The 14,922-nt window shown below is 43.2% G+C and carries 13 protein-coding genes; all 13 read left to right on the forward strand.

The window, feature by feature from the left end:
- Nucleotides 1-161 precede the first annotated feature (161 nt).
- The 13 genes from ACOJQI_RS07310 to murD all read left to right on the forward strand — a co-directional run bounded on the left by ACOJQI_RS07310 (nt 162) and on the right by murD (nt 14,877).
- Nucleotides 162-1,055 (forward strand): 2-dehydropantoate 2-reductase, encoded by an 894-nt coding sequence (locus ACOJQI_RS07310; protein WP_421384452.1) that lies wholly within the window; start codon nt 162-164, stop codon nt 1,053-1,055.
- Complete coding sequence (locus ACOJQI_RS07315) at nt 1,056-1,442, forward strand: DUF3397 domain-containing protein (RefSeq protein WP_421384453.1); 387 nt, start codon at nt 1,056-1,058, stop codon at nt 1,440-1,442.
- Between the two features lie 100 nt (nt 1,443-1,542).
- Nucleotides 1,543-3,162 (forward strand): bacillithiol biosynthesis cysteine-adding enzyme BshC, encoded by a 1,620-nt coding sequence (gene bshC, locus ACOJQI_RS07320; protein ID WP_421384454.1) that lies wholly within the window; start codon nt 1,543-1,545, stop codon nt 3,160-3,162.
- Between the two features lie 320 nt (nt 3,163-3,482).
- A complete protein-coding gene (locus ACOJQI_RS07325; protein WP_421384456.1) occupies nt 3,483-3,623 on the forward strand; it encodes a hypothetical protein in 141 nt (46 codons plus the stop codon).
- A 673-nt stretch (nt 3,624-4,296) separates the two neighbouring features.
- Complete coding sequence (gene mraZ, locus ACOJQI_RS07330) at nt 4,297-4,728, forward strand: division/cell wall cluster transcriptional repressor MraZ (RefSeq protein WP_421384458.1); 432 nt, start codon at nt 4,297-4,299, stop codon at nt 4,726-4,728.
- A gap of 78 nt (nt 4,729-4,806) precedes the next feature.
- Nucleotides 4,807-5,739, forward strand: coding sequence for a 16S rRNA (cytosine(1402)-N(4))-methyltransferase RsmH (gene rsmH / locus ACOJQI_RS07335; RefSeq protein WP_421384459.1), 933 nt, complete (start codon nt 4,807-4,809; stop codon nt 5,737-5,739).
- A gap of 25 nt (nt 5,740-5,764) precedes the next feature.
- Nucleotides 5,765-6,127, forward strand: a complete 363-nt coding sequence (ftsL, locus tag ACOJQI_RS07340) for a cell division protein FtsL (protein WP_421384461.1) — start codon at nt 5,765-5,767, stop codon at nt 6,125-6,127.
- Nucleotides 6,124-8,337: a penicillin-binding protein gene (locus ACOJQI_RS07345; protein ID WP_421384462.1), complete on the forward strand. Its 2,214-nt coding sequence runs from the start codon at nt 6,124-6,126 to the stop codon at nt 8,335-8,337. Before ftsL ends, ACOJQI_RS07345 begins: the two co-directional genes overlap by 4 nt.
- Before the next feature lie 140 nt (nt 8,338-8,477).
- Nucleotides 8,478-10,394: a stage V sporulation protein D gene (locus ACOJQI_RS07350; RefSeq protein WP_421384464.1), complete on the forward strand. Its 1,917-nt coding sequence runs from the start codon at nt 8,478-8,480 to the stop codon at nt 10,392-10,394.
- Nucleotides 10,395-10,650: 256 nt separating this feature from the next.
- The gene (locus ACOJQI_RS07355) at nt 10,651-12,114 is read left to right on the forward strand and encodes a UDP-N-acetylmuramoyl-L-alanyl-D-glutamate--2,6-diaminopimelate ligase (RefSeq protein WP_421385417.1); all 1,464 of its coding nucleotides are present in this window, start codon (nt 10,651-10,653) and stop codon (nt 12,112-12,114) included.
- Entirely contained in the window at nt 12,114-12,551 is a 438-nt protein-coding gene (locus ACOJQI_RS07360; protein WP_421384466.1) for a hypothetical protein, read from the forward strand. Before ACOJQI_RS07355 ends, ACOJQI_RS07360 begins: the two co-directional genes overlap by 1 nt.
- Nucleotide 12,552: 1 nt before the next feature.
- Nucleotides 12,553-13,527, forward strand: coding sequence for a phospho-N-acetylmuramoyl-pentapeptide-transferase (gene mraY, locus ACOJQI_RS07365; RefSeq protein WP_421384467.1), 975 nt, complete (start codon nt 12,553-12,555; stop codon nt 13,525-13,527).
- A complete protein-coding gene (gene murD / locus ACOJQI_RS07370; protein WP_421384468.1) occupies nt 13,528-14,877 on the forward strand; it encodes a UDP-N-acetylmuramoyl-L-alanine--D-glutamate ligase in 1,350 nt (449 codons plus the stop codon).
- Nucleotides 14,878-14,922 lie beyond the last annotated feature (45 nt).

The following is a 14,922-nucleotide window of genomic DNA, read 5'->3' on the forward strand; positions in this document are numbered from 1 at the left end:
CCCTTTTTTTATAAGAAGAAATCTCTTTTTGTGACGGTAGAATATTATCTTCTGAGAAAAATAGCTGCAGCAGCATAGAATGGATGTTTCTTCTGCTTTTAGGCAATGGTAGAATATTCTTATTAATAAGTAACTAAAATGAACCGGATTGAGGAGATCTTATGAAAGTAGGAGTTATCGGAGGCGGGGCAATCGGGATGCTCTATGCTGCTTACCTTGGGAAAAATCTTGATGTCACTTTATACGTGAGAAGATCAGAACAGAAAAATTTGATTAACAACATAGGGATTATCCTCCAACATCAAGATACATCTGAAACTATCTCGATCAAAGCCGTAGAGGATTATGGAGATTTGCCGGAACAAGATTTGATCATCATTGCTGTGAAGCAGTACCACCTGTCGGAACTAATTAAGACTTTGAACAAAATCCCTCCAGACTGCCCCCTTTTGTTTTTACAAAATGGAATCGGACACATGAAGCTGCTTGAGCAGCTTTCCCATGCCAACCTGTATGTAGGAACAGTTGAACATGGAGCGTTGAAGTTATCGGATAATGAAGTAGCCCATAAAGGTAAAGGCAAGACAAATGCTGCTGTATTCAGGGGCAATGGTAAGATGCTTTCAAAACTGTCTAGAGCAAACATTGATTTTCCTGTCATTATTCAATCTGATTATGATCTGGTGCTCCTGGAAAAACTTGCGGTCAACGCAGTCATTAATCCATTGACGGCTGTTTTGGGGATTCAAAATGGACGATTGGTTGAGAATGAGCATTTCGAACACCTTGCTCAGTCCATTTTCGATGAAATTCTCCTTCTTTATCCAAGGCTGAACAGTATTATTGATTTTGAGGACATAAAAGAAATAGCTTCGAATACCAGGGGGAATACATCCTCCATGCTGGCTGACCTGCAGACGAAAAGAGAAACGGAAGTTGAAGCGATTTTGGGAGCAATGTTGGAAGAGGCGAGAAGCAACGATGTTTCCTTATCAATCATTCCGGTCTTATATGAAATGGTTAAAGGTTTGGATAAAGAAAGGAGGAAGGGGTAATTGTCTTCTTTTATCTCAGGTCTGGCTGCTGTACTCATCCTTGTTCCTTTTTTGGGGTATTTTTCCACATTTGTTGTGGTGAAACAAATCAGCGGGAATCATAGGAAGGCCGTTGATACAGCTGTGAATATTACAACTTTCCTCTTGTTTTTCTCAGTCCATTTTGTCATTATAGCGATCTGGGATAAATCATTGCTGTGGGTCCTTCTCCTGCTGCTTCTCATCAGCAGTGCTGTCCTTTCGATCATACACTGGAAAGTAAAAGAGGAGATTGTGTTCCGTAATGTGATAAAAGGAGGGTGGAGATTAAGCTTCCTGCTGTTCTCCACAGCTTATATCGTTCTTTTGGTTTATGGTATCGCTTCAAGGATTGCCGATACTTTTTAAATGATTTTCAAAATACCGTTTCAGGCAAGTTTTTTCCTTTTATTGTTGTGGAATGCTATACTACGAACAGTAGAAGATGGAAGAAAAGGAGTCATTTATTATGGAACTGGAAAGCTTATATATTCCAGCAACAAATCGTTTTGCTTCACTATACTTACAGCAGGAATTTCCTGTAACTTCTTTTTTTCATTACAACCTTACTGATTCCAATCTGTTTGGAGAAAGAGTCGCCGATCTGAAAAAAAGGGATTTCCCAAGGGCAGATTTGGCAAAGGTTATTGAAGGGTACATGAGACCACTTCCTTCCAGTAAAGAAGTTGAGATTTCACTGGGTAAGTTAAGAGAAGATGCCTCAGTAGTCATCGGAGGCCAGCAGGCAGGGTTATTAACCGGCCCTCTCTATACCATACATAAAGTTATTTCCATTATTAAACTTGCCAGAGAGCAGGAAGAAAAGTTGAATTCACCAGTGGTTCCGGTCTTTTGGATTGCAGGTGAAGACCATGATTATCAGGAAATCAATCATGTCTTTACTGAGCATGAAGGCAGACTTGAAAAGACGGGTTATCCAGAGAGGTCAACTGATAAGAGGATGGCCAGTGAGTTCATCTATGACAAAGAAACGATGCGTAAATGGGTGCATCAAGTCATCCATCATTTTGGTGAAACAGAGTTCACGAAAGATATCATGATTGACTTGGAGGATGCCATTAACCGGTCTGGTTCGATTGTGGAATTTTTCAGCAGTATCATCATGTCTTTATTCAAAGATTATGGTCTGCTTCTAATTGATTCGGCTTATCCCCCTTTAAGGATGCTGGAGAAGCCATTTTTCCTTCACTTAATGGAGGGAAGTAACACCATCACTTCGAAAGTCCAAAATCAGCAGGAGATCATATCCCATGATGGCTTCCCGCTGACAATAGAGATGAAAGAAAATGCTGCCAACCTGTTTCTTACGGTAAATGGGGAAAGGGTCCTTCTTGAGCGAGAGGGTGACTTATTCAGAGGGAAAAATGGAGAAATATACTATTCTCAGGGCCAGCTGGAGGAAGTTCTCAATGCTGAGCCCCACAGGTTCAGCAATAATGTCGTGACACGTCCGTTGATGCAGGAGTGGCTTTTCCCGACCCTTGCATTCATTGCTGGCCCCGGCGAAATCGCCTACTGGGGGGAGCTCAAGCAGGCATTTGAGTGGGCCGGATTTAAGATGCCGCCGATTGTTCCGAGATTGAACCTTACCATCGTTGAAAGGGATATCAGTAAACATATTGAGGAACTCGGACTGGATCTTGAAAACGTACTGAAGAATGGTGTTGAAAAAGACAAACAGCAGTATTGGAACTCCGTAAAGGATATTACTCTTGAGACAAATATTGATGCAGCTGAGAAAGAATTAATGAAATCCTATGAGGAGATTATCCCCAGGGCAGCCGGTATTGATAAGGGGTTGGAGAGCATCATTGAGAAGAATCTTGCTTTCCATAGACAGCAATTCGAGTATTTAAGATTGAAAGCGAATCAGTCCTTAAAGACTAAATATGATGTGAAGCTCGGTAAATACGATAGAGTGCAGACGTCACTGAAACCGGAAGGCTCTCCACAGGAGCGATTATGGAATTTGTATTATTTCATGAATCGTTATGGGTTGGATTTCATAAAAGAATTGATGGAACTTCCAATGGAATTTGACGGTAAACATAAAGTGATAAAGATATAAGTTTGACTAAGTAAGAAGGCGATGAGGATATCGCCTTCTTTTATTGTTTAAGAATTTATAAAAGCTTAGGGTGTAAATAACAAAGATTGATACCTGCACCCAGCTCCAGCGCCAAGCACCTCGGGTTAATGTTTAAAATTTGATAACAGGTGGCTCTAGGGAAGCGGGGGACATCAAAAGCTGAAACAGAGGAAATGATGTATCTCGCTCAGGACGGGGAACCTCAACAAAGGAGCGGGAGGAAAATTATGCGCCCAGAAAGGGTCTATGCCGTCATCAAAAGAGGAGCGGGAGGAAAATGATGCGCCCAAAGAGGGTCTATGCCATCATCAAAAGAGGAGCGGGAGGAAAATGATGTACCCAAAGAGGGTCTATGCCATCATCAAAAGAGGAGCGGGAGGAAAATGATGCGCCCAGAAAGGGTCTATGCCGTCATCAAAAGAGGAGCCGGAGGAAAATGATGCGCCCAAAGAGGGTCTATACCGACATCAAAAGAGGAGCGAGAAAAAATTATGCCCCTAAAGAGGAACTCTACCTGAATCAAAAGAATTAAACCTAGACTTTGTTATTTATATAGATAAAAAGGATAAATAAGATAATTAGGATATAAAACCGACAGCTTTCTCGCTTTCTGAAGGGGAATGCTTTTTTTTTATGAGTTCTGAAAGATACACTACCCAAGCAAGCATTATTTCTAAGGATATTAATGCGTTGAATTAAGAATAGTTACTTCCGCTCCACCATGTGGTTAAAATACCATTCTTTAAGAAAGATAATTTCTAATGAATGGTTGTTTGAAAACTGAGGGTGCAATTATTTATATATGGATTGATTGGAGCGTAAGCTGTGCGATCTCCTGCGGGACTAGCGGGACAGGTGAGACCCCGCAGGCGAAGCCGAGGAGGCTCACCGCCCGCCCCGCGGAGTCGCACAGCTGCAGCGGAAATCAAAAACTTGTTTGATTCTACAGTGTCTTCAAAAAGAGGAGGGTGTCGAAAACAGGCGAAGCGAAAGAAAAACAGAAAAGAATCTGAAAAGAAGCAGGAATTATTGTAAAGAAAAAGAAATTTATTTATATGTGGAGAAAAGTGGGGGAATGTGGTACATTTGTGTTAGAAAGTGGGGGCAGTGGACATGTTCATGGGCGAATATCAACATAACATTGATAATAAAGGCCGTTTAATCGTCCCTTCCAAATTCAGGGAGCATCTTGGTGATGCCTTTGTATTAACCCGTGGACTTGATCAATGCATATTTGGATATCCGCTTGAGGAATGGAGAGCACTTGAAGAAAAACTTAAAACTCTCCCGCTGACCAAGAAAGACGCACGTGCTTTCACCCGGTTTTTCTTTTCCGGTGCTACAGAATGTGAATTGGATAAGACCGGGAGGATTAATATCCCCTCCACACTTACGGGATACGCAAAGTTAGAAAAAGAATGTGTAGTATTGGGAGTTTCCAATCGAATTGAGATTTGGAGCAAGGCTTTATGGGAAGACTATTTCTCAGAGTCAGAGGATTCCTTTGCAGAGATTGCCGAGAATATGATCGGCTTTGATATTTGATCATTCCTGCAAAATAACAAACCGTACTGAAATAGACTTTACTGAAACTTTGCAGTTCGATTGGAAAGGTGAATCAGAATGTTTGAACATACAACAGTATTACTAAAAGAGACAGTGGATGGACTGGACATCAAAGAGGATGGGATTTATGTTGATTGTACTCTTGGCGGTGCCGGACATAGTGAATACTTGGTTTCGCAATTAGGAAAGTCGGGAAAACTTTACTGTTTTGACCAGGACCAGACAGCCATTGACCATGCAAAAGAAAGACTTGCCCCATACTTGGACCAGGTAACCTTCATTCGAGCCAATTTCCGCTTCATTAAAGAGGAGCTGGCCGAACTGGGAGTTCATCAGGTGGACGGCGTCATGTTCGATCTTGGGGTTTCTTCCCCGCAGCTGGATACACCAGAAAGAGGATTCAGCTATCACAATGATGCTCCGCTTGATATGAGAATGGATCTTGAAGGAGACTTGACGGCTCATGAAGTGGTCAACGAATGGCCATACGAAGCGCTTGTCAGGATATTTTTCCGATACGGGGAAGAAAAGTTCTCCAAGCAAATTGCCAGGAAGATAGAAGCAGCCAGAGACATCAAGCCTATTGAAACAACAGGGGAGCTTGTAGAACTCATCAAGGAAGGGATTCCTGCTCCTGCAAGAAGAAAAGGCGGACATCCTGCAAAACGTGTGTTTCAGGCAATCAGAATTGCTGTGAATGATGAACTGGATGCCGTTGAAGAAGCTCTTGAAAAGTCAATTGAGATATTGAAACCGGGCGGAAGGATAAGCGTGATAACCTTCCACTCACTTGAAGACAGAATCTGCAAAACCATTTTTAAAGAGAAGGCCTCAGGTCCCGATCTTCCACACGGACTGCCTGTCATTCCGGATGAATACAAACCGGAACTTAAGCTGGTAAACCGGAAGCCGATACTGCCAAGCGAAGAAGAATTAGAGAGAAATAACAGAGCCCGTTCTGCAAAGTTAAGAGTTGCGGAAAAGGCTTAGAACATAACAGGAGGGAGTAGAGAGAGTGAGCAATTTAGCCAGAAAATATAGAGAGCAGACGATCCAACAGCCTCAGCGTCAACAGGAAACAGTCCCGGTAAGAGAAGAAAGGCCGCTGATTACTCCTGGAGAAAAGATTCTGGTGGCCATCATTGGAGTGGTGTTTTGTTTAATGGCCGTTAACATCATCTCAACCCAGGCATCCATTTATAATGCAAATAAGGAAATTCAAATTGTTCAGTCGCAGATAGACAAGCAGGAAAAAGCAAACAATGACCTTAAATTGCAAGTCAGTGAGCTGAGTACATACGAAAGAATTTTGGAGAAAGCTAAAGAACTGGGTCTTGATTTAAAGGAAAAGAATGTTAAGGTTGTGCAGAATCAATGAAAAAGAGACCGGGAATGAGAATTGGAGCAGCCATCCTTTTTGGATTTTTCGGCTTGCTCTTTTTTGTTTTGATGGTACGTTTTGTCACCATCCAGGTGACGGGCGAAGCTGAGGGGAAAGTCCTTGCTGCACAGGCTGCCAAAAAGTACCTGAAAAGCGGTGTCCTGGAAGCGGAAAGAGGAACAATCTTTGATCATAAAGGCGAAGTGATTGCTGAAGATACATCTGCTTATACTCTTGTAGCGATACTTGATGAGTCTGTATCACAAGACAGCGACCAGCCTAAACATGTTCAAGATCCCGATAAAACAGCCAAGGTGTTGGCATCTTATTTAGAGGTGGATGAGGCTTCCCTTTATGATCGGCTTGCAAAGGGGATCGATCAAGATTTGTTCCAAGTCGAATTCGGAAGCGCGGGAAGGGGGATTTCTCATCAACAGAAACTTCAGATTGAGAAGGAGAAACTCCCTGGCATCACATTTGTAAAGGAGTCAAAGAGGTTTTATCCAAACGGCGTATTCTCTTCTCATCTGATAGGGTTTGCCCAAAAAGAAGAAAATGAGGACAGCACCACGGATATAGTCGGAAAAATGGGAATAGAGAACAGCCTCAATGAGTACCTGACCGGAAAAGACGGAAGTGTGAAATATGACAGTGATAAGTGGGGGTATATTCTTCCCCAGGCTGAAGAGCATGTTACACCTCCGCAAAACGGAAATGATATTTACTTAACAATCGATAAAAAGGTCCAGACTTTCCTTGAGGAAACAATGAGCAAGGTCGCTGAGCAATATAAACCTGAAAAAATGCTTGCGGTTGTTGCTGATCCGAAAACAGGCAAGATCTTGGCTATGGCACAGAGGCCAACGTTCCATCCTGATACAAGGGAAGATCTAAAATCATGGCAGAATGAAATTGTTGAATCTTCATATGAACCAGGGTCAACGTTTAAGAGTTTTTCTTTGGCGGCAGCGGTTGAGGAAGGGGTTTTTGCCCCTAATGCATACTATGAATCTGGTAAGTTCTTTGTGGAAGGGAACCCGGTCCCGATCCGCGATCATAATGGAGGACAAGGATGGGGAAGCATCACCTATCTTGAAGGGGTTCAGAGATCTTCGAACGTAGCCTTTGCTAAACTGCTCGATCAAATTGGAGAGGATCGTTATCGTGAATACCTGGAAAAGTTTGGTTTCGGACAATTAACAGGTATCGACCTGCCGAATGAGACGCCAGGAAAGGTCCTTTACCATTATCCGATTGAGAAGTATACAACTATTTTTGGACAAGGAACGACTGTTACCCCGCTGCAGATCATTCAGGCGGAAACAGCCATTGCGAATAACGGGAAAATGATGAAACCATATGTAATAGAAAAAATAGTCGATCATGATACGAAAGAAATCGTCAAACAAACAGAACCGGAAATAGCGGGCAGCCCCATTTCTGAAGAGACAGCCAAAAAGGTAAGGGAGTACCTTGCCACTACAGTCACTTCCGAAAATGGAACAGGGCAGAGGTTTGCGATTGAAGGATATGATGTTGCCGGAAAGTCTGGTACTGCACAAATACCGGATCTTGAAAATGGCGGCTACCAATGGGGGAAAGAGAATTACTTATTTTCATTCCTGGGTATGGCCCCTGCCGACAATCCTCAGCTGATTGTGTACGTAGCAATTAAAAAACCGGAATTGAAGCCGACTGAAATTGGCTCGGATCCGGTATCCCAGGTTTTCAATCCGGTTATGCTGAACAGTTTGAAATACTTGAACATCAAACCGGAAGAAAGTAAAAGTTTGAAGAAAGCTGAGCTGGATGACTTTACTGGACAGTCTGTGGAAAAGGTGAAGCGACAGCTTGAAAAGTCAGGGCTTACACCTATAGTTATCGGTGATGGCAAAACAGTTGCTGACCAGTCCGCTTCTCCGGGTGAGGTCTTGCTTCAAGGGGAGAGGATCGTCGTGAGAACGGACGGAAATCTGACTATTCCGGATATGAAGGGATGGTCGGTAAGGGATGTCCTGAAAGTGACAAAAATGGCTAACCTTGAACTTAATATGGTGGGAACAGGATATGTAACGAAACAAAATATTAAACCTGATTCTGCTATTGCTGAATCCGAACCGCTTGTAGTAACATTCCAGACTCCTGAGCAGCAAATGGAAGAAGAGAAGAAAGAAAACGAAACGGATGAAGAAGCGCCATTAAACTAAAGGTGAAGGCCGGAGAGACTCTCCGGCCTTTTTTCTACGTTGATTTGGTTCCGGCAGGATCAAGACCTTTCCAAATACCAACATACTTTCTTTGGTACAGGCATATAATTGAACGAGCCAAATAAGGGGAGGTTCTATGTGTGAAAAGGGTATCGAATGTGACGGTGAGGAAGAGGCTTGCGTTTGCTCTGGTAATGGGGATCTTAATTTTTGCTGTTATAGATATAAGGCTTGGATATGTCCAGTTTTTCATGGGGGACAAGCTCACAAGCTGGGCTAAAGATTCCTGGAGCAGAAATATCCCTTTTGAACCGGAGAGAGGTAAGATTCTGGATAAAAACGGGGTTGAACTGGCGACGAACCAAAGTGCACCGACTGTATTTGTGGTTCCCAGACAGATAACGGATCCTGCCAAAACTGCAGAAAAACTTGCTGCGGCACTTAATCTGCCTTTGGAGGATGTCTATCAATATGTGACTAAATCTGCATCAATGGTAAGAGTCAATGAAGCAAGAAAGATTTCTTATGAAAAAGCTAAAGAGGTACGGGACTTGAATCTCAAAGGAGTTTATATAGCGGAGGACTCCAAAAGATATTATCCTTTTGGCAGTTACTTGTCGCATGTGCTGGGATTTGCCGGTATTGATAATCAGGGATTGATGGGCCTTGAGTTGTTTTATAATAAAGAATTGAGCGGGGATAAGGGATCTGTAAAATTCTTCTCGGATGCAAAGGGGAAGAGGATGCCGGACATGGCAGATGATTATGAAGCCCCTGTAGATGGACTTGATTTGAAGCTGACGATAGATACAAAGGTACAGACTATCATAGAAAGAGAGCTTGATATTGCAGAAGCAGCTTATAATCCGGATGGGATTATCGCCATTGCCATGGACCCGAATAACGGAGAAATTCTGGCGATGTCAAGCAGGCCGACATTCGATCCGGCTAATTTCAGGAATGTTCCGCAGGAAATCTATAACAGGAACCTGCCTATTTGGAGCACCTACGAGCCAGGATCGACTTTTAAGATTATAACTCTGGCCGCGGCGCTTGAGGAAAACAAAGTCGATTTGACAAAAGAAAAATTCCATGACCCGGGACATGTGGAAGTGGCCGGATCGACTCTGCATTGTTGGAAGAGAGGGGGACATGGGACACAGACGTTTTTGGAAGTTGTACAGAATTCCTGTAACCCGGGGTTTGTAGAGCTGGGTGAGAGACTTGGCAAGGAAACACTGTTCAAATATATTAAAGATTTTGGTTTTGGGCAGAAAACAGGTATTGACCTCCAGGGAGAAGGGAAAGGGCTGTTATTTAACCTGGATCGGGTAGGGCCGGTAGAACAGGCGACGACGGCTTTTGGCCAGGGGGTTGCGGTAACTCCGATTCAACAGGTGGCAGCGGTCTCTGCTGCAATCAATGGAGGCACCCTCTACCAGCCTTATGTCGCAAAAGAACTTGTGGATCCCCAAACAGGTGAAGTCGTCATGAGGAATACACCTAAGGCGAAGAAACAGGTGATTTCCAAGGAAACATCCGAACAGATCAGGTATGCACTTGAAAGTGTTGTTGCCCAGGGAACAGGAAAAGGAGCATTCGTCGAAGGTTACAGAGTCGGAGGTAAAACGGGAACGGCACAGAAGGTTAAAGACGGGCGCTATATGGAAAACAATCATATTGTTTCCTTTCTTGGATTTGCCCCTGCTGATAAACCGGAAATCGTCGTTTATCTTGCGGTAGATAATCCAAAAGGGACCGTTCAATTCGGGGGTGTCGTGGCCGCGCCGATTGTAGGGAATATCATCGGCGACAGCTTGCGTGCAATGGGGGTGCCACCTAGGAAAGATCAGATAGAAAAAGAAACTACTTGGACTGATATACCATTATTGGAAACCCCTGACCTTGTAGGGATGTCCCGCAAGGAACTTCAACAGCAGCTGATCAATTTAAAGCTTGACATCAGCGGGGAAGGCAGCAAGGTAGTTGCCCAGTCACCGGAACCAGGTGTCAAAATAAAAGAAGGCGGTACGATCCGCGTCCAGATGGCAGAGTGATTTCTACAAGAAAGTTTGGGGATTGAGAAAAGCATTCAGAACTTCAGTCCCCAACCGTTTCTAAACAGTGTGATTATATGACTCATTCTTTTCGGATTTTCATCATAATGTTAAAACATAAGGACCTTAAACGTTCGCTTAGGATTCAAGTTAATTATATAATCGCCATGAACTAATCTTAAAGGTTGATAGATTTCGTACGTGTTTTTCTGTAAAATAAAAAATGGTTGCTTTACATACATGAGGAGTTGAAATGATGAAATTGCAAACTTTGCTGGGAGTATTGCCGTTTTACATGATAAAGGGCGAGGGTAATCCTGATATTGCAAACTTAAAGAACCATCATAAAAAAGTTAATAATGGTGATTTATTTTTCTGTATTAAAGGATCCGCAGTGGACAGCCATACTCTAGCAAAAGAAGCAGTTCTCTCCGGTGCAGCCGCGGTTGTCTCTGAGCGTGAATTAGAACTGGATGTCCCGGTGATCGTTGTGAGGGATTCCAGAAGGGCGATGGCCGTTCTGGCTGACCACTTCTATAATCATCCTTCTAAGAAGCTTAAGCTGATTGGCGTGACCGGTACAAACGGAAAAACAACAACTACACACTTGCTTGACAAGATTTTCAGTCTTAGTGGTGACAAAACAGGTTTAATTGGCACCTTATATGTGAAAACAGGAGATGAAGTAATAGCCAGCAAGAATACAACACCTGACAGTCTGACCCTTCAGCAGCTTTTCGGTGAGTTCGTTGAGTCGGGAGTCAACACAGCGGTGATGGAAGTGTCTTCCCATGCATTGTATCAGGGAAGGGTACATGGCTGTGACTTTGATGTGGCGGTCTTTACAAATATCACACAAGATCACCTGGATTTCCATCGTACAATGGAAGAGTATAAGAGTGCGAAGAGTCTTCTTTTCTCACAGTTAGGAAATTCATATGATGCTAAGAAACCAAAGTATGCCATAATCAACAGCGATGACCCCTCTGCTGAATTTTTCATGCATGCCACAGCAGCCCATATCATTACATACGGCCTGAAACCTGATGCGGATTTTTATGCTGAAAAGATCGAACTCCGGCATAATGGTTCATCCTTTACCATGGTAACCCCAACTGAAAAGATTGACATGGATATTCAGCTGGCAGGGAGGTTTAATATTTATAATGCCCTTGCCGCAGCCGCTTCTGCATCGGTTTCCAATATTCCTTTAAAAGATATCAAGACCGCCCTGGAGTCCATCGGGGGGGTCAGCGGGAGATTTGAACAGGTAAAGGCAGGACAGGATTTTTCTGTCATAGTTGACTATGCCCATACTCCTGACAGTCTTGAGAATGTCCTGAAAACAATAGAAACGATCACGAAAGAAAAAGTTATCGTGGTGGTAGGCTGCGGGGGAGACCGCGACAAGACGAAGAGGCCGGTCATGGCTGAAATAGCATGTGTGTACGGTGATCAGGTTATTTTCACTTCTGATAATCCCAGGAATGAAAACCCGGAAGATATCATCCAGGACATGACAGCAGGTTTGACATACAACAATTACAGAGTGGTTGTTGACCGGCAGGAAGCCATAAATCATGCTGTTTCCCTGGCTGGAAAAGGTGATGTGGTCCTGATCGCCGGAAAAGGGCATGAAGCTTATCAAATCATCGGGGACAAAGTTACTTCCTTTGATGACAGAGAGGCTGCAAAGGCTGCTATAAAGAGGTTGAACTGATGCTTGGCTATACCGATGTAACGAGTGCTGCATCATCATTAAAGGGCTTAAAGGATCCCAGTCTTACCTTTGAGGTGGTTTCGGCGGCACCCGATGAAAGTATGCCTAAAGGTCTGTTTATCCCTACTGCGGGCAGGGATTTATTCGAGGCGATCGATAACGGAGCCGTTGCATCCTTTTGGAAAAAAGATGATGTACTGCCTGCCTGGCTGCCGAATCATTTTCCTTTATTTATAACAGATAATATAATAGAGGCTGTACTAACAATCATGGATGATTACTACTATAATACGAAACAAGAAGAGTGGGGAACAATGACAAAATTTATATTTAGAGACCAAGAAAAGGGTAAACTATACCAAGTTACTAATCAACATCAGTATATGAAATCAAGGGATATTGCAGTGAAATCATTACTTATGAAGGGAGGGGAATAAGATGACGGAGAATGTAATCTTTTACACAATACTAATGGGATTTCTTGTTACAGTCATACTATCTCCAATCTTCATTCCCTTTCTGCGGAGACTGAAATTCGGACAGAGCATCAGGGAAGAGGGTCCCAAATCCCATCAAAAAAAATCAGGGACCCCTACTATGGGTGGATTGGTGTTCCTGCTGTCAATTATTATTACGACACTGATTATTACCGGCAGGTATTCCGAATTTGGGGCAGAAACGTTCTTGCTTTTGCTGGTAACAGTAGGATTTGGAATATTAGGGTTCCTCGATGACTTTATTAAAGTGGTGATGAAAAGAAACCTTGGATTGACTTCAAAACAAAAACTTGCCGGGCAGATCATTATATCTGCTGTCTTCTTTTATGTTTATCAACAAAATGATTTCGCTTCGACCGTTTCCATTCCGTTGACAGACATCAGCGTTGACCTGGGATGGTTTTATGTGTTGTTCATCATCTTTTGGCTGGTTGGCTTCTCCAATGCAGTTAACTTGACAGATGGGCTGGATGGTTTGGTATCCGGTACTTCAGCTATTGCCTTTGGAGCACTTGCCGTACTTGCCTGGAATCAATCTCAATATGATGTTTCCATCTTTGCTGTGGCAGTTGTAGGGGCTGTGCTGGGCTTCCTGGTGTTCAATGCTCATCCTGCCAAGGTATTTATGGGTGATACAGGGTCACTTGCTCTTGGGGGAGCAATAGCTGCGATCGCTATCCTTACCAAACTGGAAATTTTGTTGATCTTGATTGGCGGGGTATTTGTCATTGAAACGTTATCAGTCATCATACAGGTCATTTCTTTCAAGACTACCGGGAAAAGGGTTTTCAGAATGAGCCCTCTTCACCATCATTATGAGCTTGTCGGCTGGTCAGAATGGAGAGTCGTGGTGACTTTCTGGACTGTAGGCCTTTTGTGTGCAGTATTAGGAATTTATATTGAGGTGTGGATATAATTGAAAACAATCACTAAATTCAAACATAAAAAAGTACTAGTATTGGGTTTGGCAAAAAGCGGGGTCAGTGCGGCCTCGCTGCTTCATAAGTTAGAAGCATTTGTTACAGTCAATGACCAAAAGCCTTTTTCGGAGAATCCGGAAGCTCAAGGGCTTCTTCAGCAGGGGATCAAGGTCATTTGCGGGAGCCATCCAATTGAATTGCTGGAGGAAGGTTTTGATTACATAGTCAAAAATCCGGGCATCCCTTATAATAATCCTCTCGTGAGCGGGGCGTTGGAAAGAGGGATCCCTGTCCTGACGGAAGTGGAGCTGGCATATTTAGTTTCAGAAGCTCCATTTATAGGCATTACCGGCACAAATGGCAAAACGACAACAACAACTTTAGTATATGAGATGTTCGACAAGGGCGGGAAAGACCCATTAATTGCGGGGAACATTGGTACTGTTGCTTCTGAAGTTGCCCAAGTGGCGAAAGAAGAAAATAACATCGTCATCGAACTTTCTTCTTTCCAGTTGATGGGGATTGAAGCGTTTCGCCCTAAAATCAGCATCTTCACAAATCTTTATGAGGCTCACCTTGATTACCATGGTTCAATTGAAGATTATGCCAAAGCAAAGGCAAATATCACAGTCAACCAAACGGAAGATGATTACCTGATCATCAATGCCGACCAGCCGGAACTGGTTGAACTTCTGAGTTTCTCAAAAGCAGAAAAAATTCATTTTTCTACAAAGAAGCCTTTGGAAAAAGGCGCAAGCATCAAAGATGGCTTCATTTATTACGACAATGAAAAAATTATGGATACATCCATGATTGCCCTTCCTGGAAAGCATAATCTAGAAAACATTCTTTGTGCAGTCGCAGCTTCTAAGTTGAGCGGTGTCCATAATGAAGCTATACAGGAAGTCCTCAAGACATTTACCGGTGTCAAGCATAGAACTCAATTTGTACGGACGTTGAATGGCAGGTCATTTTATAATGATTCAAAAGCAACGAACGTCTTGGCAGCCAAAAGTGCATTGGAAGCTTTTCATCAGCCGACTATCCTTCTTGCCGGGGGACTTGACAGAGGTAACAGCTTCGACGAACTGATTCCGTATATGACCAATGTAAAAGCTTTGATCACTTTTGGGGAGACAGCACCTAAATTAATGGATACAGCAGTCAAAGCAGGGATACAAACTGTAAAACGTGTCGATAATGTTGAGGCTGCCGTACCTGCTGCTTATGAGATTTCTGAAGAAGGGGATGTGATCCTCCTGTCACCTGCGTGTGCCAGCTGGGATCAATATCGCACTTTTGAAGTCCGTGGTGACATTTTTATCGATGAGGTGCATAAGCTTTAATAAGGGCTTGTCTTTTTTGGAGCAATAAGAGGAAACACAGCGTGT

Origin of the sequence: Bacillus salacetis (assembly GCF_049177075.1) — a bacterium.
GTDB lineage: Bacteria > Bacillota > Bacilli > Bacillales > Bacillaceae_B > Rossellomorea > Rossellomorea salacetis_A.

Bases quoted from the DNA above. Each gene is read 5' to 3' on its own strand.
- ACOJQI_RS07310 (WP_421384452.1), top strand. From the start codon at position 162: ATGAAAGTAGGAGTTATCGGAGGCGGGGCAATCGGGATGCTCTATGCT.
- bshC (WP_421384454.1), top strand. From the start codon at position 1,543: ATGGAACTGGAAAGCTTATATATTCCAGCAACAAATCGTTTTGCTTCA.
- ACOJQI_RS07325 (WP_421384456.1), top strand. From the start codon at position 3,483: ATGCCATCATCAAAAGAGGAGCGGGAGGAAAATGATGTACCCAAAGAG.
- mraZ (WP_421384458.1), top strand. From the start codon at position 4,297: ATGTTCATGGGCGAATATCAACATAACATTGATAATAAAGGCCGTTTA.
- rsmH (WP_421384459.1), top strand. From the start codon at position 4,807: ATGTTTGAACATACAACAGTATTACTAAAAGAGACAGTGGATGGACTG.
- ACOJQI_RS07345 (WP_421384462.1), top strand. From the start codon at position 6,124: ATGAAAAAGAGACCGGGAATGAGAATTGGAGCAGCCATCCTTTTTGGA.
- ACOJQI_RS07355 (WP_421385417.1), top strand. From the start codon at position 10,651: ATGAAATTGCAAACTTTGCTGGGAGTATTGCCGTTTTACATGATAAAG.
- ACOJQI_RS07360 (WP_421384466.1), top strand. From the start codon at position 12,114: ATGCTTGGCTATACCGATGTAACGAGTGCTGCATCATCATTAAAGGGC.
- mraY (WP_421384467.1), top strand. From the start codon at position 12,553: ATGACGGAGAATGTAATCTTTTACACAATACTAATGGGATTTCTTGTT.